We start from the raw sequence: 21,549 nt of genomic DNA, 5'->3' as shown, positions 1-21,549 counted from the left end.
ATAAACTATGAAAAAAAAGAGGAATCATTCCTCTTTTAAGATATTACTACAGTTAAACTATCACCGCTATGAACAACTGTATTCTCGCCAACACTTTGAGCAGTTACATGTCCACTTGTGCCATCAATCGTTAATTGAATACCAGCAAGTGAAGCGTAAGTTTGTACTTCTTTTTTAGACCATCCTATTAAATTAGGAAGTGTTATATCTTTTCCTTCTGTTTTGATAAATACTTTATCACCACTTGTCACTTTGCTTTTAGCAAGTGGATATTGTTCAATAACAGAACTTCCATTACCGATAATTTGAACACTTAATGATTTTGATTCTAATTTAGATTTTACATAATTAACAGATTGATTTGTATAGGAATCTAAAGTATAGCTTTGATCAACTGCTGTCGTATTTTTAGCATTATAGCGATTTACTACTTGAAGTGCTTCATTCATTGTTTGTTTAACAATATTTGGCATATATTGAGCATATGAATCTCCTGATTTAAAAGTTAAAAACATCACGACTTGAGGATCATCATAAGGAGCAATCCCTACAAATGAATGCATATATAAAGTTGTACTATAACCACCATTTTCAACAACTTGTCCTGTCCCTGTTTTACCAATCATACGAACATCATTATCTAAACGATAAGTCTTCCCTGTCCCTTGTTCATCTTCAATAACACCTAACATTAAATCTTTTACTTGACTGATTGTATTTGTTGAAAAGATTTGTTTTGAATATTTCGGTGTTGCTTGATAGACAACTTTATTTGTTTTAGGATTGACAACTTTATCTACAATATGTGGTTGAACCGTTTTCCCATCATTTCCAAAAACACTATATGCTTTTAAAAGTTGATAAGGAGTGACCGTAGAACCTTGACCAAATCCTGTCGTTAAATATTCAAGTCTTCCAGCATTTTTTCTTGTATAAGCATTGATTGATGATGAACATGTAAGTCCATCCACTGTATCACCTTGGAAAAAGCCTAAATCATTTAATTTCTCTGTTAAAACATCTTTTGTAACATAACCTTGATCCAATAAATTACAAATAGCTACGTTACTTGAATGATACAATCCTTGATCATAAGTAATTGTACCCCAACCTTGACCACCATTATGATCTTTAATTGTAGCAACTAATTTATTTCCATAATAAACATTATAACTTCCTGAATTATAATAAGCATTATGATCATATTTACCTTCTTCAATAGAATCAGCATAAATAAATGGTTTAAAAACAGATCCACATTCAATTGTTCCTTCTAAAAAATAATTGTTGAATGTTGATATATTTCTTTCATTAGGATTAAAAGATGGATAGGTTGACATTGCTAGAATCTTTCCTGTTTTAATTTCCATCACTCCAGCAGTCACAACTTCAGCACCACTTTCACTATAAGCATTAGACATCAAATAATCTAAATTTCTTTGAAGACCACTATCAATCGTTAAATAAAGATCATTTCCATTGGTTGGATCTTTCTCTCTTAAAGTTCCATCTACTAAAGCATATCCATTAGCATCTGTTTGATAAACCTTGTAGCCATTTTTACCTTTTAATTGTTTATCATAAGAAAGTTCAAGTCCCATTTCTCCAACCATTTTCTTAACACTTTGATCATTATAACTTTTTGCATACCCTACAACATAGCTACAAAAATCACCCAATGGATAATATCTCGAATTAGACTCTACAAACTCTATTCCCGTAAGATTACAATCTTCTATTTGTTTTTTTACTGACGCTGATAAATTATTTCCTTTTGTCCCAAGTTCAATTTGATAACGTCCTTCATCCTTTGCTGTTTGTAATTTAGATGTTAATTCATTGACATCTATTCCTAAAATAGGACCTAGTTGACTAGCTGTTTTATTAACATCTTTAACATAAGCAAGCTTTTTACCATAGCCTGTTCTTTGAGATGAAAGCACCAAAATAATTTTATACTTTTTAACATTAATAGCTACTTTTTCATGGTCACATGTATAAATTTGCCCTCTTTGAGCATATTCAACAACTTCTTTCTTACTTCTATTTTTCGCAAAAGAGGCAATGTTCTCTCCACTGATCAAGTGTTTTCCCGTTGCCCCCAAGTATAAAATATTAACTACCAATGAAAAAATAAGAACTGCAAAAATAATACCCGTTACCTTTGCACTTTTGTATTTCTTCATTATTGCTGAGCTCCTGTTGTTGATGCTGTTGCATCATTTTGATAAGTATATCCTTTAGAAGTTGCAACTTCAGCAACACGATTGAATGAAACTAATTCTTGTTTTTGCATTTGTAAACTATCTATATCTGATTCAAGTGTGTCTATTTCATTTTGTAATTTTTGAATGGTTCTATTATATGAAGATTCAACTGATTTAACCATAATAATTCCAAAAACAAAAACAACAATTGTTACAATTAAAAACACTTGTGCAAAAGATTCAAATCCTGTCTTTCTCTTTTTCATAAAATAACCCTCTCTATAACTCTTAATTTAGCTGAATGTGCACGATGATTATGAGTTAATTCATCATCCGATGCTATAATCGGTTTTCTATTAACCAATTTAAATTTAGGTTGCATTTCTAAAGGAATAACTGGTAATCCTTTAGGAACATCTTTTAATTTTGAAACTTCATTAAATGTATATTTACATATTTTATCTTCTAAACTATGGAAAGTAATAACCGAGATTCTTCCATTTAAATTTAAAAGATCCAATGCATCTTTTAAAGCAATATCAAAAACATTTAATTCATCATTAACCGCAATTCGAAGTGCTTGAAAAGTACGTTTTGCTGGATGTCCACCTTTTCTTCTAGCATAAGCAGGAATTGCTTCTTTAATAATATCTACAAGTTGAAAAGTTGTATCAATAGGATGTATTTCTCTTTCCTTTTCAATTTTTCGAGCAATCTGTTTTGCAAATTTTTCATCCGCATATTTATATAAAATTTCTACAAGTTGTTCATAACTATAATGATTAACAATATAATGTGCATCCAAAGATGCCTCTTGGTTCATTCTCATATCTAATCGAGCATCATAGTTATAACTAAAACCTCGATCCCCATCATCAAATTGAGGTGATGAAACACCCAAATCAAATAAAATTCCATCTACATGTTCTACACCACGAAGATGGAGTTCACTTTTTAAATTCTTAAAATTGGATTGGATAATTGTAAATTGATTACCAATTTTCTCCAACCTTTCTCTTGCAGCTTCAATCGCATGAATATCTTGATCAAAACAATATAAATGGCCGGTTGTTAACTGTTTTAAAATCAAACTTGAATGACCAGCTCCTCCAAGTGTACAGTCTACATAGATACCATCTGGTTTGACATTCAATCCTTCAACTGCTTCATTTAATAAAACTGTAACATGGTTGAACATTCAAAATCCTCCTATAAACTAAAATCATCTAAAGATTCTAAAATATCGTCATAACTATCCTGATTGTCATTATAGTATTGATTCCATTTTTCTTGTGACCATATTTCACCATGGTTTCCTGCCCCAATAATGACACATTCTTTTTCTAAGCGTGCTAAAGTGCGTAAATTTGTAGGAATGTTAATTCTTCCTAATTTATCAAATTCGCACTCACATGCACTTGAAATGGTAAAACGAATTGCTTTTCGAACTTCTTTTTTATTAGAAGGTAAAGAAAGGAGTTTCGCACAAAACGGATCCCATTCTTCTTTTGTATAAAAAGCAAGGCATCCATCAAATCCACGGGCAACATAAACAGAACCTTGACATTGATTCCTAATTTTAGATGGAATCGTCAAACGTCCTTTTGCATCAATCGAATGCTTAAATTCACCCATGAACATCACTATCACCCACTTTTTACCACTTTTATATTCATTTTTACCACTTTATACCACCATTATATACTTTTTAAATCACTTGTTCAATAAATAGATGTGAATAAAATATGGAAGTTCACATTTCTTGTGAACTAAAAAAGGTAAAAAAAAATCACCCTTTGGGGTGATCTTCTTATTTTACTTTTACACCTTTGTAAGTTCCACAATGTTTACAAACTCTATGAGACATTTTGTATTCTCCACATTCTGGACATACAACTAAAGTTGGTGCAGATAATTTATCATGTGTTCTTCTTTTATTTCTTCTTGTACTAGAAACTCTTCTAAATGGTACTGCCATCTTTATATCCTCCTATTGTTTAAAATAATCTTTCAATTTTGCTAACCTTGGATCAATGTATTCTTCATCATTATCCTCTTGACCATCGAGTATCTTCCAACCCTTACCTGATTCCTTGATGTTAGCATCATCTTTTACGACCCTCATAGGCACTTCTAACATGATATTTGAAAATACGACAGGCGTAAAATCAACAACATCTTTCTTTGCTTCATGAACGTCTTCAAGCGGATCAGGCTTTTCAAATGAAAATACTTCCGTCGAATCGATATCAAATGGATAATCAACATCTTCCAACGTTAACGCACACGGAAGAATCATTGTTCCCTTAATATTTAAATCAACATATAATCGTTTATCTCTTGTATCAAGATTCCCGGTACCTGAGACGATGACGTCTTTAAGGCCGTTAATATGGGCATACTTTTCAAACATTTCACATGGAAAAGTTATTTCTTCTTCAAAATCAAATGTTCCTTTGTGTTTAATAATCCACTGCAAACTATACTTCATATTAATCACCTTTCCATAACCGCAAAATCTATTATATAGAAACTCACATCATAAGTCAATCTAAAAATGGCCTAAAACAACATTTTTCACTTTTTAATGAAGTTCTTCTCCATTATAACAAAAACTTTAACTAAATCAACACTATTTTAAATCATTTTTTCAACATCATTTAAAACATCTTTATTTTGCATAATTTTAATCAATTTATCAATCTTTCTTTGATCTAAAGATTGATTTGTTACTTTTGCAACCGTTTGAATAAAATCTCTCATATCTTTTTCATTATTTAAATCTTTTCTTTGTAAATCATTTGCTAATTTAAAAATATCTTCTTTTTTCACATTTGTTTTTTTAGATACACGATCTACGAGTAAATCTTTATCTTTCATAATATCACCACTATATACTATGAAAAAAATAAATAAATGTTAAAAAAAGAGACTTAGTCTCTTTTTCTACAAATGATATGAATTGGTGTTCCTTCAAACCCAAATGCTTCTCTTAATCTATTTTCTAAGTAACGTTTATAACTAAAGTGTAAATATTGTGGATCATTTGAAAATAAAACAAATGTCGGTGGGCAAACCGCTACTTGATTAGCATAGAAGATTTTTAATCTTCCACCATTAAATGTCGTTGTTGGATTCATTAATTGTGCATCCACTAAAACATCATTTAAAACGCTCGTTTGCACTCGTTTTCTTGAATTTTCATAAGATTCTTGAATTAATGGGAAAATTTGATCCACTCTTTGACCTGTTTTAGCTGAAGTAAAAACAATACGTGCATAATCTAAATATTTAAATTGTTCATAGATTTCTTTTTGTTTCTTTTGCATTGTTTTTTCATCTTTATCAACTAGGTCCCATTTATTATAAACAATGACAACGCCTTTACCTGCTTCATGGGCATATCCAGCAACATGCTTATCTTGTTCTCTAATTCCTGTTTCACCATCAATGACAACAAGAATAACATCACTTTTTTCAATTGATGTCAAAGCTCTTAAAATTGAATATTTTTCAATATTTTCATAAACTTTACCTTTTTTTCTCATTCCCGCTGTATCTACAACACGATATTTTTGTCCATCTTTCACAAAAGGTGTATCAATGGCATCACGTGTTGTTCCTTCAATATTAGAAACAATAACACGTTCTTCCCCTAAAATAGCATTTGTAAGAGATGATTTGCCAACATTTGGTCTTCCAATAATTGAAAAACTGATTTCATCTTCATTAGTTTCTTCATCTTGTAAATCTAATTGATTAATAATTTGATCTAATAAATCTCCAATTCCAATCCCATGTGAACCAGAAACAGGAATAGGATCACCAACACCTAATGCATAAAATTCATATATATAATCTCTAAATTGATTATCATCAATTTTATTAACAACTAAAATAATTGGTTTTCTTGATTTTTGTAAAAGACGCGCTACATACTCATCTTCTTTAGTAATACCTTCTCGACCATTAACAACAAATACAATAACATCTGCTTCTTCAATTGCAATTTCTGCTTGCATTTTAATTTGTGTTGTAAAAGAAGCATTTTCTAATTCAATACCTCCTGTATCAATTACACTAAACTCTTTTGTAAGCCATGAAGCTTTAGCATAGATACGGTCTCTTGTTACACCTGCAACATCTTCAACAATTGAAATTCTTTCTCCAACCATACGGTTAAAGATTGTTGATTTTCCAACATTAGCACGACCAACAATTGCAACTACACCTGCCATATTATTCCTCCCTTGTTTTATTAATTAAAGTTAACACTTGATCAACAACTTCTTCTAACGTCATATTCGACGTATCAAGTTCAATTGCATCATCCGCTTTTTTAAGTGGCGAAATAGCACGATGCATATCTTGATAATCTCTTTGTTCAATTTCTTTTTTGATTGTTTCTAAATCAGCCTCTAAGCCTCTTTCTTTATTTTCTAAATAACGTCTCTTCGCACGTGTTTCTACACTTGCTATTTGATAAATTTTTAAATCTGCATGTGGTAAAACAACTGTTCCAATATCTCTTCCATCTAAAATAACATTCCCAGTTTCAGCCACTTTTCTTTGCTCATCAACTAAAAATGTTCTTACCGCTTGATATTTAGAAACACAGCTAGCTCCAAGTGAAACTTCATCTGTTCTAATTTGAAGGCTAACATCTTCATCATTTAAATAAACTTTATTATCAGCTGTAAGACGTATTTGAATATTTGAAATTGCTTGTTCAACAGCTTGTTCATCATTTAAGTCAATGTGATTTTTTATACAATAAAATGCAACAGATCGATACATTGCACCCGTATCAATATAAATGAAATTTTCCTTTTTAGCAACCATTTTTGCAATTGTACTTTTTCCTGCAGCACTAGGCCCATCTATTGCAATTGAAATTTTTTTCTTCATAAAATAAACACCCTCCTAAAAAACTAAGGTCTTCCTTAGTTAAAAAAAACTTTGATATAAGATAACTCCAAGTAAAGCAATGAAAATAATGACTAAAATAACAATAATGACATTCATGACCTTAACAGCTTTACTTTCACCTTTATTTTCAATAATCTCTTCATCTTCAATAAAAGTATCATTTTCTTCAATATCTTCTACTGGATTTTCTTCTATCGTTTCAACGATTTCTTTCGTCTCTGTGATTTCTTCAGCTTGTTTTTCTTCTACTTCTTCAGATTCTTGTTGTAAAAATTCTTCTGCTTTTTTCACATCTTCTTCTGGTGACATCGCAGCTAATTTTTCCATAAAAGTCATTTTTTCTTTTGACTCTTCTTCAACTTCATTATTTACAAACATTCCTTTAGCAAATTCTTGTGTAGAATAGCTTTCAACTGAATCTATCTTAATTGTATTTTTTTCAGGTTCTCTAATTTTACTTAAAATATCCATTCTTGTATTATATTGATCTTGTTTACCAACACTTTCTTTCGCACTTTTAAGAGCTTTATCAAGTTCAGCTGAGCCTTCTTCTCTCATTTGTTCAAATGTTTTAGTTTCTGTTAAAGTATCTTCTAAATTTACTTCTTTTTCTTCTTTATCCTTTTTCATAAATGACAAAAAATCATCATCGTCATCATCATTTTGAACTGGTTCTACATACTTTTCTTTAGAAATGCCAACTTCTTCCTTAAGTCCATCTCTTAATTCTTGGTATTTTTTTACTCTTGAATACGTCATTTTCCCACCATCCCTCGCCATTATAACATAATAATCACTATAAAAAAATAAAAGAAGCCTAAGCTTCTTTAATATATTTACTTTTAAATCTTTTTTCAACCGGTCTTACAAGATAATAAACAATTCCTGTAATAATTCCTTTAATAAAATTAAAAGGAAAATAAATAATAAAAATAGCTTGTCCATAAGGTGATAAAAAAGATAAAAATTTCGGAATTGAAATATTTGAACCATATTGTTGATTAAATGCTTGAATATCAACTGCAAAAGGTAGATTTGTATACCATGTCGGTTTTTGCATTAAATAAGTAGGTGTCACAAAGAAATAATTGATGACAAACATAATAAAAGCAAAAACAAGCATCGTTAAAACCATATCTAAAAAATAATTCTTTAAATTCTTTTCTGGATCAATTTTTCGAGCAAGCAATGAATATGTTACACAAATTGATAACGATGCAATCAATGCTGCAATTTGCCCAATAGCCATTGGTCCTACAGGTCCTTTAAACAAAATAGAAACAACAAATTTACAAATACAGACAAACAACGCTGGTATAAATCCTAAAGTAGAAATCGCTACAAGAACAACAATTTCTGATAAATCAAGATTTAACCAAGGAGCAAAGGGATAAGGAATCTCAATGAGATTTAAAATCATCCCAAGTGCAGCCAGCATTGCTGCTAAAACCATTTTTTGTGTCTTAGTACTTTCCATAATAATTCTCCTTTAAAATAAAAAATATCATGAAAATACTAATCTCCATGACTAAAAACATTATATTAAAAAAATGTCTTTCTTCCATCTAGACTCTCACTATCGGTAAAGGAATTGCACCTTTTCTGCATCTGCTCGTGGACTATCACCACCGGTCGGGAATTTCACCCTGCCCTGAAGACTTTCTTTTCGTATATATATTAGCACTTCAAAAAAAAGAAATCAAATCATATGATTTCTTTAATCGTAAGGTTTATATTCAACTGTTTTCTTTTTAAAATCAATAAACAATTGAAAAGCCTTTCGATCTTCATCTTCATCCCAAATTTCCACAAACTCAGGAGTCACTTCTATTAAAATTTCACTATCAACGTGAGAATAAGCATTATAACTTTGCCATAAATACTCTTTATATTTCTTTTCAAAAACTCTTCCTGGTTCATCAACGACCAATCCTTTATTAACAGCAATCCCTTCAACTTGTGTTCCATTAAAACACATTGCAACACGATTATTTTTAAACAACTGCTGTGTCTTTCTAAAGTTCTTATCTGTCTTAAAATAGATTTTATCATTATAAAAAAGACAACTGACATTTCTCACCATCGGATAATTATCCTCGCAACTGGCAAGTGCCATAATTTTCCAATCTCCCATTTTTTGTTTCATGATTTCTTTAGCTTCTAAAAATTCCATCTTATTTCCTCCCTATATAATTCCTTGATATCCTAAAACAAACAAAATCATTGTCACTAAAACAACACCTACGACAAAGACATAACCTTTATAAACACTTCCTTGTCGATCAGCTTTCTCCACTAAATGACTTCTTCTTAATATTTGAACCACTGGTTTATATAAGAAAAAGACAATGGCAGCATTCATCGTTGCTTTAATTAAATTAAAAGGTAATATTCCTGGAAGCAACATTGGTACAATAGCACTTCTTGGCATTCCATAATAAATAGGTGTAATGATATAATTCCAAATAAGCATAGATATTGTTGTACACATAACACCTAGAACAAGTCCTAAAATAGCTCCTTTTTGATTATGTACTTTTTTATATACAAAAGCAGCCATACAAGCAAAAGAACACGTTGAAACCATGTTCATCAAGACATCTAAAATATTGCCTCCCTTTAACATGATTTCAAAAATCGAACAAATAAAACTCATTAATAATGATGTCATTGGTCCATAAATAAATCCGCCAATAACAATTAAAATATCCTTGGGATCATACCTTAAAAAAGATACCGCTGGAACAATTGGAAATGAAATAAATACATTAACAATCATTGCCATGGCACAAAGCATCCCTACTGTTGTTATTTTCTTTGTACTCATTTTATATACCTCCTTTAACAAAGAAAACGCACCTAAAATAATCTTCTAGGTACGTTTTTGTATATAAAAAGTATTACAAAAAACACTTCTTTCATCCAGACTATAACTGTTGCTACTGGAATTTCACCAGTTCGGCCATCTTTAGCTCGCGGAGTTTACCGCCAGTAGAGAATTTCACTCTGCCCTGAAGTATTATTTTATTGCTTCTTTATTATATAATAATTTTTCTTATTTTTAAAGGTCTATCAAAGCATAATGTTTTAATGCATAGGTGATGCCATCTAGCGAAATATAACAAAACTACTGAAGACTTTAAAAGAAATTATAAAAAATTGAGTCCAATAAAAAAAAACAAACCTATTCTATCTAATTTTAAAATCAAAACTAGTAGTCTTCAAATCAAAAATAAATGAGAACAACCATATCATCATGATTGTTCCCTGAATTATTTAGTTACTCTTTATTATTCTTTTCTTATTTCTTTTTTATAATTGCTATCTGTTTTTCAGATTTGATTGTACATTCTGCCTTAATCGTTTTTGTTCTATACTCTTCATCTTTTTTCTCCCATAAACCAGATATAACAATTATTCCTGTATGTCCCGTATCATAAAACCTACTATACTCTTTTTTAAATAAATCCTCATCTTTAAAACATAAACGCAAATAGTACTTATTATTAGGTAAAAATGGAAAATTCATTATTATTGTCTTTTCTTTTTTATCAAAGCAGTAGAAATTACATTCAACTAGATGATACCCATCAATACCATCTTTATAATCTGAATAACTTCTTACATCTGCCAATATATTTTTTATTTTTACTCCATTATAGCTGTCATTTGGTGGAGTATTTGTAGCCATTTTATATATTTCTTTAATAGTTTTTAATGCTTTTTCTCCACCACTCGTGCTTTTCCCTTTTTTTGGCGAAGATTTTCCAGTTGGCTTTGTACCTGACGGTTTTGATTCTAAATTCATTAACACTTCTGGAAAACTAAATAATTTTTCATCATATTTGCTATTATCAAAATGATTATAAATAGACCCGCAACTTCCATTATGAGATGGTTTCCCCGATGCTTGAAAATACGCAAAATTCGGGTGTTCAGGATTATGTATAAACATTTTTGCATTGCAGCTTGGATTTTTACAATAACAACGTACACCTTTATATTTTATAATATCAGAACTATCAGCATAAATTATTTTTGTTCTTCCTGTATCTTTATATGCATAATTCATTATCCTTTTTCTCCTTTTTTCTTCTAATATATTATTTGAATTTTTAAAATTTTATTTGTTATGTAATGGATCAAAAAATTATTTCCGTATCATAACTGTTTTTGTTAATATTTAAACATATATTTATTATTCTACATTTGTTGAATAAATAGGTTAGGTCTTATTTCTAATTCAACTATTTTCACTTTGTTAACTAATTTTCAGGTTATAACAACACGCATTTCCCAGTCGCAAAATATGTATCTTCTTTTTGCTTTAGCATTTTTGAAATAGAAATAATAGGTAATGTATCAATTCGTTGGATCATAGCATCATATTCTTTAGCCTCGTCTTCATTATCAAGGTCTAAGTGTTCAGATTTTTCAATTGCTTCAGAAAAAGGAATGTTGAAATTCATTTTGTAAGCATCGATACATTTGTATTCTGAATTATAAAATTTATCTAGACCTAACCAGATGAAACCGTTTTTTATATTTTTAGTATTTAAATTTTTATTAGTTTGGGTTAGTGCATACAAACTAAATGATAACTCTAATTGGTAGTCACCGTCTTCTATTTTATAATGAGTTGAATTAGCTTTACTCAACCTTATTCCAAATACTTCCGTTCCATTATCATATTGAGGATGCCAATTTTTTTCGGCTGAATGGTCTATTAAAACATTTCCAAAATATTTTTTTATATTCTTTTTTAAATAATCATATTCATCTTTAGCTTCTTTATAAGATAGGGTTTCTTTAATTTTAATAAACGAAACTTTTGCACAAGCTGGTAAATCATCATACATCCCACCTGTCTGGTCTTTATTTTTATAATAATCATTAATGATTTGGATTCCAGAAGGCGTACTATCTAATGAATGTTCATTAGGAATATTATTCAACCAATTGTATTTATTATAATAGGTTTCTGCAATATCTTGGCAAAATTCTCCTGTTAATTTATCAGCATTAATATTAAAATCGTCATCTTTTGGAATATTTTTAGCTTCTTTGAAATTCTTTTTTTCAATTGATTCTACAGAGTATTTATCTTCTTTTTTTGAAAAGATAGATGAAATTGGATTTTTAGAATTTGAATCTGATTTATCTAAGTTTGATGAGCATCCATTTGCAGTTGCTAATAAAAACATAACGCACATCATAGTTAATAATTTCTTTTCCATAACATTTTAATAAGTGGCTACTCAATGAGCGAAGATTATTTTTTTACACCATCCTTGTTATTTAGCCACACATTTCTGTTCTTCCTATACATTAATATATCAATTTTTTCTAAAAAAGACAAAAGAGGAGCATAAATTTCCTCCTCTACACTATTACTGTATCATAGAGTTTTGAAAAAACAAAAAAATTAATAAAAAGTTATAATTTTATTAAAAATGTTTGTTTTTTATGTTATAAGAGATTTTTATAAAAAAGATTGCAAATGAAAAGACCTCTTTAGAGATCTTTTCTTATTCGTTTGTGTATACCATATAATAATATTCTAACATTTTCTTTAAAGATTTTTCTGTAATTTTATTGTTTTTAGTTTTTACATCTTATGTATCAGCGCAATCCTTAATTGTTTTGTTGGTTGCTTTAAATGAGTCTAAAGAATAATCATAAATGGCAGAATATGCGGTTTCTTCACCGTTTGCAGCCATAGCTTGTTCTTTTGTTAATTCGTCTCCCATTGTTAAAGTAACCGAATATCCTTTTTTAGAAATTTTTTCTTCTTTTTCTCTTTTTGTTTTCCAATTAGGAATTTCAGATTCACTTATGTAGTATACTTTTCCATCATTAGCATCTGCTGTTTTATCTCCATCAATAGGTGTTTCGCCACTCACTTTATGGAAATTAAGTGTATAAACATATCCTTCTTTATCAACAGTATACTCAATTGTTGTACCTTCTAAATTAGAACTTTTGAAATCTTCTGGAACATTCATAGTTCCCTTAACAGTAATTAAATCTTTAGTATCTACTGTTTCAGAAGTTGAAGTTGTATTATCATCTACTTTTTTATCATTTTTAGAACTTGTAGAACTACTTGAACATCCACATAGCATTACTAATACAAGACATACTGGAATTATTTTTTTTAATTGCATAATTTTCTCTCCCATTTTTTATTAATATTTAAACGTATAACTATTATAAAACATATTTATTTATAATTCTACATTTATCAAATATTTGCTTTATTCTAATCATTTTTTATACTTACTATGTTCCTATATGAATTTAAAGTTTGTTGTGTAATTTTTCCTTGTAATAATCTTTGATCTATATTATCACAATATTTTACAACTTTGTTATTATCAATAATAAAAACTACAGGTATATACATTACTGTTTTATCTTCTAAAAAATTCCTTAAATAATATTTAAGTTCATCATTTAAATTGTCTTTGCCATTATATTTTGAATCATGTACATTTATGTAATATGCATATAGTTTCTTTTCTTTTAATACATAATTAAGAATTGGAACAACATTTTGACAACTATAGCATGTGGGATTTCCTATATAATACACTCCATTTTTTACTTTGTTATTCTTTGTCATATTGATAAAATCTAATAATTTCATTTTTGAAAAAGCAGGTTTTTTATCATTTAATCTTTTATACTCATTCATATTAGCTCTATTTGGAACTTTCATGTTTATGTTATTTAATATATTTATATTGACATAATCATTCTTTTTTTGAAACATACTAAATATAATAAAACAACATAAGATTACTAATACAAATAATTTAATCTTTTTTATATATCTTTCACTTTTTTTCATTTATTTCTTCAATTGTCCCATATTTTCTTCAAAAATTTTTTGTAAAAAAGAAGCATCAACCGTTCTAAGAGATTTTGATACTAACAAACCATTTGGATTTGCTTGAATATCATTTTCTAACGATTTAACAAGTTTTTCATTGCTATTCCCTTTTTCATATTTTAACAACATTAAATCTGCTTCTGATGAATATTTCGTTAAGTATGTATTTTTAGAAAAATTACTTGAACCAATTAAAATTGCAACAACTTCTTCATCAACTAAAAAATATACCATCTTTCTATGGTCTTTTTTATCCTTTGGATTCAAATTTATAGATGTTTGATATTTTTTTATTGCATCATCAACTGCACTTCTTCCGCCTTTTGTATATTCGCTTATAGTCCCAATATTATATTTTCTTACTGTACCAAAGCATGCGCTTACTATTTTCTCTGCTGTGTCCTTTGATGAACTATAACACGCCCCAGCTATATAGATGTTATTTATTTCTTTATTACATGTTAAATATGCATTAACAAATTCTGCCAAATTTTTAAATGGAATCCCATTCAAGTAACATGGTCCATTAAAAAAATAAACATCTTTATCTAAAAAAATTGAATACACTTGCATATAAATCACCTCTATTTATTTTTTACTATCTATACTATTACTTTATCACTGAATTTTATTTTTTCAAAAAAATAATGAAAAAATATCCATTTATAAAAAAAGACTTGTTAGCCAAGTCTTCCTAGATCAAACCATAATATTTTAATGCATAGGCAATACCTTCATCATCCACATCTTTTGTCACAAAATCAGCAATGCTTTTTAACTCATCTCCCGCATTTCCCATTGCTATAGCAGTATTTACATGCTTTAACATTTGCATGTCATTTCCCCCATCACCAAAAGCCATCGTATCTTTTAAATCAAGACCATAATATTCTAAAAATTTATCAATTCCTAATTGTTTTGTTCCACCTATTGGTGAAATATCACAAAAAGTTGGATGCCATCTTGCTGAAATACAATGAGGCATATGACTTAAGATTTCTTTTTCTTCATTTTCATCAACAAAACACATAATTTGATAAATCGATTTATCAATGACATGACTACAATCTCCGGCAGGATGATCATCATTATGAGTAATAGCGTGAATTGCATCAACACGCTCATCACGATAGTTGAAGTATTTTGTATTTTCTTCTGTAAAGCCACAAGGAACTTGATGATCTTTTAAATAATCTAATAAAGCTTGTAGATCTTCTTTTTTGATTGTATTTGAATAAATAATTTGATTATTTGTATAACAATATTGTCCATTTAACGTAATATAACCATCAAAAGGAAAATCATTTAAAACATCTAATCCATCTTTTCCTCTTCCTGTTGCTATAAAAAGCTTGATTCCCTTTTCTTTTAACTTATATAAAGCATCAAATGTAGATTTAGGAATCTGATGATTTTTAAAACTAACAAGTGTTCCATCGATATCAAAAAAAATTGCTTTTACCATATTATATACCTATATCTTTCATATTTTTTAAACGTTCTAAATAGCGTTCAATACGTTTTAATTCTTCACCGCTTACTCTTTTAGCAGAATAATAATATTCAACAGAACTTTCCAAATTTTCTAATTCAATATTTTTCATTAAGTAATTAATTGTTCCTCTATTACCATCTAATAAATGGACATGCGGTAATAATTGATGAAAACTATCTTTAAAATAATTAAAATGTGTACATCCTAAAACAAGAGAACCATACTCTTTAAAATCAAATTTCGAAAGTGCCTCTTTTAAATAAGCAAGCACTTCATCACTATTAAACTCTTGTTTTTCAGCAAAGCGGACAAGTTTTGGTAAAGCAACCAAATCAACTAAATGATCTTTATCAACTCTTTCTACCAAGTCCAACATCTTTTTACCTTTAACTGTAATTGGTGTCGCACACACCAATACCTTTTGATTCCCATATAAATCAACTGCTTTTTTTACTGCAGGTTCCATTCCAATGATAGGAATATCATATTTTTTCCTCATTAAAGCAACTGCTGCACTGGTTGCTGTATTACAAGCAATGACAATGGCCTTACAATTATGATCAATCATAAATTGAATAATTTCATCTACATAGCCAATGATCTCTTCTCTTGTTTTTTCCCCATAAGGAACATGTTTTTCATCAGCATAATATATAAATTGTTCATGAGGTAAAAGTTGCATTGCTTCATATAATACTGATAAGCCACCTATTCCCGAATCAAAAATACCTATTTTCATATAATTCCTCTTTCAATCATTCTACATTAATTATAAAAAAAGATATTGCGTTAAGCAATATCTATTTTTCTTGAAGCGTAACTTCAATTGTTTTTTCTGTGCCACTACGATTAACAACAACTTTTACTTTATCTCCTGCTTTATGCGAGTAAAGTGCTGTTAAGAACGATTTATAAGTAGTAATATCTTTACCATCTAATTTAACAATAACATCACCTTGTTGGATTCCAGCTTTACTTGCAGCACCATCACTTGTTAGTTTAACAACATAGATACCTTCATCAACAGATACTTTAACACCATATCTTTGAAGTTCATATGAAGAATAATCATTTAAAGAAACACCTGAAATACCGATAACTGGATGAGATACTTTACCATTTGTACGAATTTGTTCTGCAACTGTAATAACATCATTAATAGGAATCGCAAATCCCATACCTTCAACGCTTTCATCAGAGAACTTCATGTTCGTAATACCTACAAGTTCACCTTTCATATTAACAAGCGCTCCACCACTATTACCTGGATTGATAGCTGCATCTGTTTGGATAACATTCATATCCCAATCATCAACTTTATCATCATTTAAATCAACAGAAACTGTACGATCTGTTGCTGAAACAATACCTTGAGTAACAGTTCCTGAATATTGAATTCCTAATGGTGAACCAATCGCTAAAACTGTTTCTCCTTTATCTAATAAATTAGAATCTCCTAAATCAATAACACTTACATCAAAGCTTGGTTGACATCTTAAAATAGCGACATCACTATATTCATCACTACCTACAACTTCTGCATCTACATATTCATTATTTGAAAAGACAACTTGTACTTTGTTTGCACCATCAATAACATGGTGGTTCGTAATAATATAGGTATATTTACCAGTTTTATCATAAACGACCCCACTACCACTTCCAGATTGTGTTTCACTCGAAGAACTTGAATTATCACCAAATCCAAAAGCATTATTTGTTGTATTTTTATAAACAACAACTCCTACAACACTATCACTCGCTTTTTCTACAACACTTGTTGTATCTGTTTTAACATCATAATTGACTTGTTTTACAGTTCCTTTATTTGTAACGGTCGTTGTACTATCACTCGATGATGACATCATATTATAAAAAACATAGCCATTCATTGCAAAGGAACAGACAATAGCAACTACTAATAAAATTTTTACTATTTTTTTCCATTTCTTTTCTTTAGGTTTATCTTCATCAACTAATATAAAATTATTTTTATTATCTTCGTTCATAATATTTCCTCCTTTTGATGCTATTATCATAAATAATAAATATGTCTAAATTATATCCTCATTGTGGGAAACTTTGGGATTTATAGGCAACTTGACAGTAAAAGTCGAACCTAGCCCTAAAGTACTTTCAACATCGATCGTTCCTTGATTCAATTCGACGATTTTTTTAACAATACTTAAACCAAGTCCCGTTGATATCTTTGAACTTCTTGATTTATCTACTTGATAAAAACGATCATAAATATAATTCAGCTTATTTTTAGGTATACCCATTCCTTCATCTTGTACACTTAAAACAAACATATTATTTTCTTTTTTAGTTTTAATTGTAATAACACCATCATTAGAGTATTTAATTGCATTAGAAATAAAATTACTTAAAATTGTTTTAACCGTTGAATAATCTAAAATAACAGGTTTTTCTATTTTATTATGATAAATAAGAGAAATATGTTTTTCTTTAGCCATTGGCTCAAATAAATCAATACTTTCTTTGACAACAGCTTTGACATCTAATTCTTTAAAATCCAATTTAACTCTTGTTTGATCTAATCGTGATAATTCTAAAATATCATTAATGATATTTTGCATACGATAACTTTCTTTCAACAAGATATCCATAAACTCTTGAAATATTTCTGGTGAATCTAAACCATCCCTTTTTAATATTTCTACACTTCCAATAATAGCTGACATCGGTGTTTTAAGTTCATGAGAAACATCTGATAAAAATTGTTTTTGCATATCTTCAATTTCTTTCATTTTAGAAACGTCTGTAAATAAAACAATCGTTCCATCAAAAATAAGATGTTCTTTATCAGAAAAAACAGGTGAAGATTCTACTTGATAATATCTCGACTGTATTTTTACAACCGACGATAATGGTCTTTCAAAAACATAGCATTGATCTACTAAATCAAGCATCTCACCTACAAATATATCTTTATAATATCTTCCTTTTAAATGTGGTATTTCAAAGCCTTTTCTAAAACTTTGATTGGTAAAAGCTATTTTCCCTTCTTTATCAATAAATAACATCGGTAAATTCATTGATCGAATCAATTGACTTAATATCTTTTCATGATATTTATTTTCAATTTCTACTTCCTTTATTTCATTATCCTTTTCTCTTTGAAAAAAACGTCCCATTCGTTGATAATGACTTTCTAATTGATAAGCATTGATTGCACATACAAAGATAAAAAGAAGCATAATATAAAGACTGTAAGCCTTATTAAAATAACAAAGTAATAAAGTAACAACTCCCATCAATACAACTTTCAAATAACTTTTAGTCATCTTTTTTCACCAACTTATATCCAACTCCCCTTACAGATTTAAAAGAAACTCGACTTTCTTTTAACTTTCCTTTTAATTTAAAAACATGAACATCAACAATACGTGTATCTCCATCATATTGAAATCCCCATATAGACTGTAATAAAGTTTCTCGAGAAACAGCTTCTTTAGGATGTTCCATAAACATTTTTAATAAATCATATTCTACTTTTGTTAGAACAATAACATGATCATCAATTGTCACTTCTCGATTTTTAGTATTCATCATAACATCTTCAAATTTAATTTCATCTAAAAAATGTTTATGATGTCTTCTTAAATGTGCTTCAATTCGCGCTATTAAAACTGCTGATTGAAATGGTTTTGTTAAATAATCATCTGCTCCTGCTTCTAATCCTTTAATAATATCTTCTTGTTCACTGCGTGCCGTTAATAAAATAAGTGGTTTAACATAATCATTTTGTCTTACTTCTTTAATAATAGAGACACCATCTTTATATGGAAGCATCCAATCAATCAAAACAAGATCATAATCATTTTCTAAAATCTTCGAAACAGCCTCTTTTCCATCATATAAACTATCTACTAAATAACCTTTTTTTCTAAGTTCATAGGCAAGTATCTTATTGATGGACATATCATCTTCAATTAATAATATATTATTCATTATTCCCATCGTATCTTTCTATTATTCTTTGAACAACAGGGTGTCTTACGACATCCATCGCTGATAAATGAATAAATGAAATCCCTTTAACCCCTTCTAAAATATCTAATGCACGAATAAGTCCAGAAGTTGTATTTCTTGGTAAATCGATTTGTGAAATATCTCCTGTTACAATCATTTTTGATCTGAATCCTAAACGTGTTAAAAACATTTTCATTTGATTATCTGTTGTATTTTGCGCTTCATCTAAAATAACATAAGCATCTTCTAAAGTACGACCTCTCATATAAGCAAGAGGTGCAATTTCAATAACGCCTTTTTCCATAAGCTTTTCAGTTTGTTCAACACCTAACATATCGTATAAAGCATCATATAAAGGGCGTAAATAAGGATCTACTTTTTCTTTTAAATCTCCTGGTAAAAATCCCAAATTTTCTCCTGCCTCAACAGCTGGTCTTGTTAAAATTATTTTTTTTACTTCATTATTTTTTAAAGCTGCTACTGCAAAAACAACAGCTAAATAAGTTTTTCCTGTTCCCGCAGGTCCTATCCCAAAAACCACATCGTTATTTTTTAAAGCATAATAATAACTCTTTTGTCCTAATGTTTTAGGATAAATAAGTTTTCCATTATATGTTCTAGCTATTTTTATATGATAAAGTTCAGATAATTGATCCAACTTATCTTTTTCTACAAGTTTTTGAGCATAGATAACATCTCTTCTTGAAATAGAAACCCCTGAAACAATCAGTTTTAACAAAGAATAAATGACTTTTTTAGTTTTTTCAATTTGTTGTTGACTTCCAACAATTGACATTTCATCTCCTCTTAAAGAAATTTCAACTTGAAAAAGATCTTCTAAAACTTCTAAATTTTCATCTTTTACTCCAGATAAATTAACAAGTTGTTCAATGTTATAAGCTTCTAACTTAACAATTTCTTTCATGAATCCTCCCTAATTGCAATATTCTCTATAAAAACATATTGCATCTTTAATACATATTTCTTCTCTATTATATCATATGATAGTACTTTTTCCCTGTCAATTTTTACATCCTTTGGTAATTGACTTCTTATTTTAAAAAGCAAATACGCAAATATATCTTTATCTTTAACATTTGATGATGAAGCCTCTATATATTGATAAGTATAAGCTTCTACACTTCCTAAAGTGGGAATCATTTTTATTTGTTGTTTCGTATCTTCAATTTGATGTGAAATCAAAACATCTCCTTTTTTTACATACTGATTCACTTTAACTAAAACATTTCCTTGTTTGACATCCAATTGACGAATAATCCCATCTTTTTTAGCGATATAATCTTGATATTTTAAGACCGTCTTTTGATTATGACTAGCGGGTGTATATTCAACATGTAAAACACTTCCCTTTTGATAAACATTTAAATAATCAATTTCGCTTTGATATTTTCTTTTTAAATGATCATAAAGTTTATTGATTTGAGGATAAGTCAATTTAGGATGCATCATTTGTATTTGTTTATTGAGGTCTTTTTGAAGTTGATTGTTCACGATAGAAAGAGAGCCTGTTATTTTATAGTCATAAATATAATGTGGTAAAATAAAAAGTGTGCTTATAAAAGCGAGTGTAAAAATGATTTGTGGAAATTTAAAGATAAGAAATAAATAATGAAGTAGGCCTATACTTTTTTGAATGGGTAAATGCATAGAAGATGTGATATATCTTTGATAAATAGGAACGTAAAATGAATAACGTAATGCATCAAGTTGATGTAAATGGAAAAGTGTGAGCTGATGTTTTTTGGTTTCTTTTAAAAATGAAACAATATCATTTGTTTCAATAACAATATAATCATAGCCTAAATTCATGAAAATATAATTGATGTAAACTCACCCATTAACATAATTTCATCTTGACTATAGTAACGTATTTCAATATTTTTTCCTTTTATTGAAATAATTTGTTGATTCATTTTACATTCAAAAATCGTTGATTCTAATGTAATAATCAACTGATAATGTTTAATTAAAATTCTATTTTTTTGTATACAAAGCATTCTATCACC

General features: G+C 28.9%; 26 protein-coding genes and 2 riboswitches. All 26 genes read right to left on the bottom strand.

What is annotated here, in order from left to right:
* Positions 1 to 35: 35 nt before the first annotated feature.
* On the bottom strand, positions 36 to 2,186 hold the full coding sequence (locus C7U54_RS00220; RefSeq protein ID WP_107028887.1) for a peptidoglycan D,D-transpeptidase FtsI family protein: 2,151 nt from the start codon (positions 2,184 to 2,186) through the stop codon (positions 36 to 38).
* Positions 2,186 to 2,473, bottom strand: a complete 288-nt coding sequence (locus C7U54_RS00215; RefSeq protein ID WP_022002947.1) for a hypothetical protein — start codon at positions 2,471 to 2,473, stop codon at positions 2,186 to 2,188. Before C7U54_RS00215 ends, C7U54_RS00220 begins: the two co-directional genes overlap by 1 nt.
* Entirely contained in the window at positions 2,470 to 3,405 is a 936-nt protein-coding gene (gene rsmH / locus C7U54_RS00210; RefSeq protein WP_107028886.1) for a 16S rRNA (cytosine(1402)-N(4))-methyltransferase RsmH, read from the bottom strand. Before rsmH ends, C7U54_RS00215 begins: the two co-directional genes overlap by 4 nt.
* A gap of 11 nt (positions 3,406 to 3,416) precedes the next feature.
* Positions 3,417 to 3,842 carry a division/cell wall cluster transcriptional repressor MraZ gene (gene mraZ / locus C7U54_RS00205; protein ID WP_318025947.1) on the bottom strand — a complete coding sequence of 142 codons (426 nt, stop codon included), beginning with the start codon at positions 3,840 to 3,842 and terminating at the stop codon, positions 3,417 to 3,419.
* 175 nt (positions 3,843 to 4,017) lie between these two features.
* Positions 4,018 to 4,185, bottom strand: a complete 168-nt coding sequence (gene rpmF, locus C7U54_RS00200) for a 50S ribosomal protein L32 (protein ID WP_022002950.1) — start codon at positions 4,183 to 4,185, stop codon at positions 4,018 to 4,020.
* A 12-nt stretch (positions 4,186 to 4,197) separates the two neighbouring features.
* The gene (locus C7U54_RS00195) at positions 4,198 to 4,698 is read right to left on the bottom strand and encodes a YceD family protein (RefSeq protein ID WP_022002951.1); all 501 of its coding nucleotides are present in this window, start codon (positions 4,696 to 4,698) and stop codon (positions 4,198 to 4,200) included.
* Positions 4,699 to 4,844: 146 nt separating this feature from the next.
* Positions 4,845 to 5,087 (bottom strand): stage VI sporulation protein F, encoded by a 243-nt coding sequence (locus C7U54_RS00190; RefSeq protein ID WP_022002952.1) that lies wholly within the window; start codon positions 5,085 to 5,087, stop codon positions 4,845 to 4,847.
* Positions 5,088 to 5,140: 53 nt separating this feature from the next.
* Complete coding sequence (gene der / locus C7U54_RS00185; protein WP_022002953.1) at positions 5,141 to 6,445, bottom strand: ribosome biogenesis GTPase Der; 1,305 nt, start codon at positions 6,443 to 6,445, stop codon at positions 5,141 to 5,143.
* A gap of 1 nt (position 6,446) precedes the next feature.
* Positions 6,447 to 7,115: a (d)CMP kinase gene (gene cmk / locus C7U54_RS00180; protein ID WP_107028884.1), complete on the bottom strand. Its 669-nt coding sequence runs from the start codon at positions 7,113 to 7,115 to the stop codon at positions 6,447 to 6,449.
* 39 nt (positions 7,116 to 7,154) lie between these two features.
* Positions 7,155 to 7,895: a hypothetical protein gene (locus C7U54_RS00175; RefSeq protein ID WP_107028883.1), complete on the bottom strand. Its 741-nt coding sequence runs from the start codon at positions 7,893 to 7,895 to the stop codon at positions 7,155 to 7,157.
* Positions 7,896 to 7,953: 58 nt separating this feature from the next.
* Positions 7,954 to 8,613: an ECF transporter S component gene (locus C7U54_RS00170; protein ID WP_022002956.1), complete on the bottom strand. Its 660-nt coding sequence runs from the start codon at positions 8,611 to 8,613 to the stop codon at positions 7,954 to 7,956.
* 71 nt (positions 8,614 to 8,684) lie between these two features.
* Positions 8,685 to 8,799: riboswitch (FMN riboswitch) on the bottom strand.
* Between the two features lie 54 nt (positions 8,800 to 8,853).
* The gene (locus C7U54_RS00165) at positions 8,854 to 9,309 is read right to left on the bottom strand and encodes a pyridoxamine 5'-phosphate oxidase family protein (RefSeq protein ID WP_022002957.1); all 456 of its coding nucleotides are present in this window, start codon (positions 9,307 to 9,309) and stop codon (positions 8,854 to 8,856) included.
* Between the two features lie 12 nt (positions 9,310 to 9,321).
* Positions 9,322 to 9,963, bottom strand: a complete 642-nt coding sequence (locus tag C7U54_RS00160) for an ECF transporter S component (protein WP_107028882.1) — start codon at positions 9,961 to 9,963, stop codon at positions 9,322 to 9,324.
* A 79-nt stretch (positions 9,964 to 10,042) separates the two neighbouring features.
* Positions 10,043 to 10,159: riboswitch (FMN riboswitch) on the bottom strand.
* Positions 10,160 to 10,437: 278 nt separating this feature from the next.
* On the bottom strand, positions 10,438 to 11,208 hold the full coding sequence (locus tag C7U54_RS00155; RefSeq protein ID WP_107028881.1) for a hypothetical protein: 771 nt from the start codon (positions 11,206 to 11,208) through the stop codon (positions 10,438 to 10,440).
* Between the two features lie 205 nt (positions 11,209 to 11,413).
* Positions 11,414 to 12,340 carry a hypothetical protein gene (locus tag C7U54_RS00150; protein WP_146137608.1) on the bottom strand — a complete coding sequence of 309 codons (927 nt, stop codon included), beginning with the start codon at positions 12,338 to 12,340 and terminating at the stop codon, positions 11,414 to 11,416.
* A gap of 411 nt (positions 12,341 to 12,751) precedes the next feature.
* The gene (locus tag C7U54_RS00145) at positions 12,752 to 13,303 is read right to left on the bottom strand and encodes a hypothetical protein (RefSeq protein WP_107028879.1); all 552 of its coding nucleotides are present in this window, start codon (positions 13,301 to 13,303) and stop codon (positions 12,752 to 12,754) included.
* Between the two features lie 95 nt (positions 13,304 to 13,398).
* A complete protein-coding gene (locus C7U54_RS00140) occupies positions 13,399 to 13,989 on the bottom strand; it encodes a thioredoxin domain-containing protein (RefSeq protein ID WP_107028878.1) in 591 nt (196 codons plus the stop codon).
* Complete coding sequence (locus tag C7U54_RS00135; protein WP_107028877.1) at positions 13,990 to 14,604, bottom strand: hypothetical protein; 615 nt, start codon at positions 14,602 to 14,604, stop codon at positions 13,990 to 13,992.
* 121 nt (positions 14,605 to 14,725) lie between these two features.
* Entirely contained in the window at positions 14,726 to 15,496 is a 771-nt protein-coding gene (locus C7U54_RS00130; RefSeq protein ID WP_107028876.1) for a Cof-type HAD-IIB family hydrolase, read from the bottom strand.
* 1 nt (position 15,497) lies between these two features.
* Positions 15,498 to 16,265: a glutamate racemase gene (gene murI / locus C7U54_RS00125; RefSeq protein WP_107028875.1), complete on the bottom strand. Its 768-nt coding sequence runs from the start codon at positions 16,263 to 16,265 to the stop codon at positions 15,498 to 15,500.
* Between the two features lie 61 nt (positions 16,266 to 16,326).
* Positions 16,327 to 17,535: a S1C family serine protease gene (locus C7U54_RS00120; RefSeq protein ID WP_241522549.1), complete on the bottom strand. Its 1,209-nt coding sequence runs from the start codon at positions 17,533 to 17,535 to the stop codon at positions 16,327 to 16,329.
* 45 nt (positions 17,536 to 17,580) lie between these two features.
* Positions 17,581 to 18,834, bottom strand: a complete 1,254-nt coding sequence (locus C7U54_RS00115; protein ID WP_022002962.1) for a sensor histidine kinase — start codon at positions 18,832 to 18,834, stop codon at positions 17,581 to 17,583.
* The gene (locus C7U54_RS00110; RefSeq protein ID WP_022002963.1) at positions 18,827 to 19,501 is read right to left on the bottom strand and encodes a response regulator transcription factor; all 675 of its coding nucleotides are present in this window, start codon (positions 19,499 to 19,501) and stop codon (positions 18,827 to 18,829) included. Before C7U54_RS00110 ends, C7U54_RS00115 begins: the two co-directional genes overlap by 8 nt.
* On the bottom strand, positions 19,494 to 20,447 hold the full coding sequence (locus tag C7U54_RS00105; protein WP_107028873.1) for a PhoH family protein: 954 nt from the start codon (positions 20,445 to 20,447) through the stop codon (positions 19,494 to 19,496). Before C7U54_RS00105 ends, C7U54_RS00110 begins: the two co-directional genes overlap by 8 nt.
* Positions 20,444 to 21,352, bottom strand: a complete 909-nt coding sequence (locus C7U54_RS00100) for a sporulation protein YqfD (protein ID WP_022002965.1) — start codon at positions 21,350 to 21,352, stop codon at positions 20,444 to 20,446. Before C7U54_RS00100 ends, C7U54_RS00105 begins: the two co-directional genes overlap by 4 nt.
* Positions 21,349 to 21,540, bottom strand: coding sequence for a YabP/YqfC family sporulation protein (locus C7U54_RS00095; protein ID WP_022002966.1), 192 nt, complete (start codon positions 21,538 to 21,540; stop codon positions 21,349 to 21,351). Before C7U54_RS00095 ends, C7U54_RS00100 begins: the two co-directional genes overlap by 4 nt.
* Positions 21,541 to 21,549 lie beyond the last annotated feature (9 nt).

The sequence above is a fragment of the Faecalibacillus intestinalis genome (genome assembly GCF_003024685.1).
Lineage (GTDB): Bacteria > Bacillota_I > Bacilli_A > Erysipelotrichales > Coprobacillaceae > Faecalibacillus > Faecalibacillus intestinalis.
Note: the sequence above shows the minus strand (reverse complement) of the source record. Positions and strands in the feature narration are given on the sequence as shown.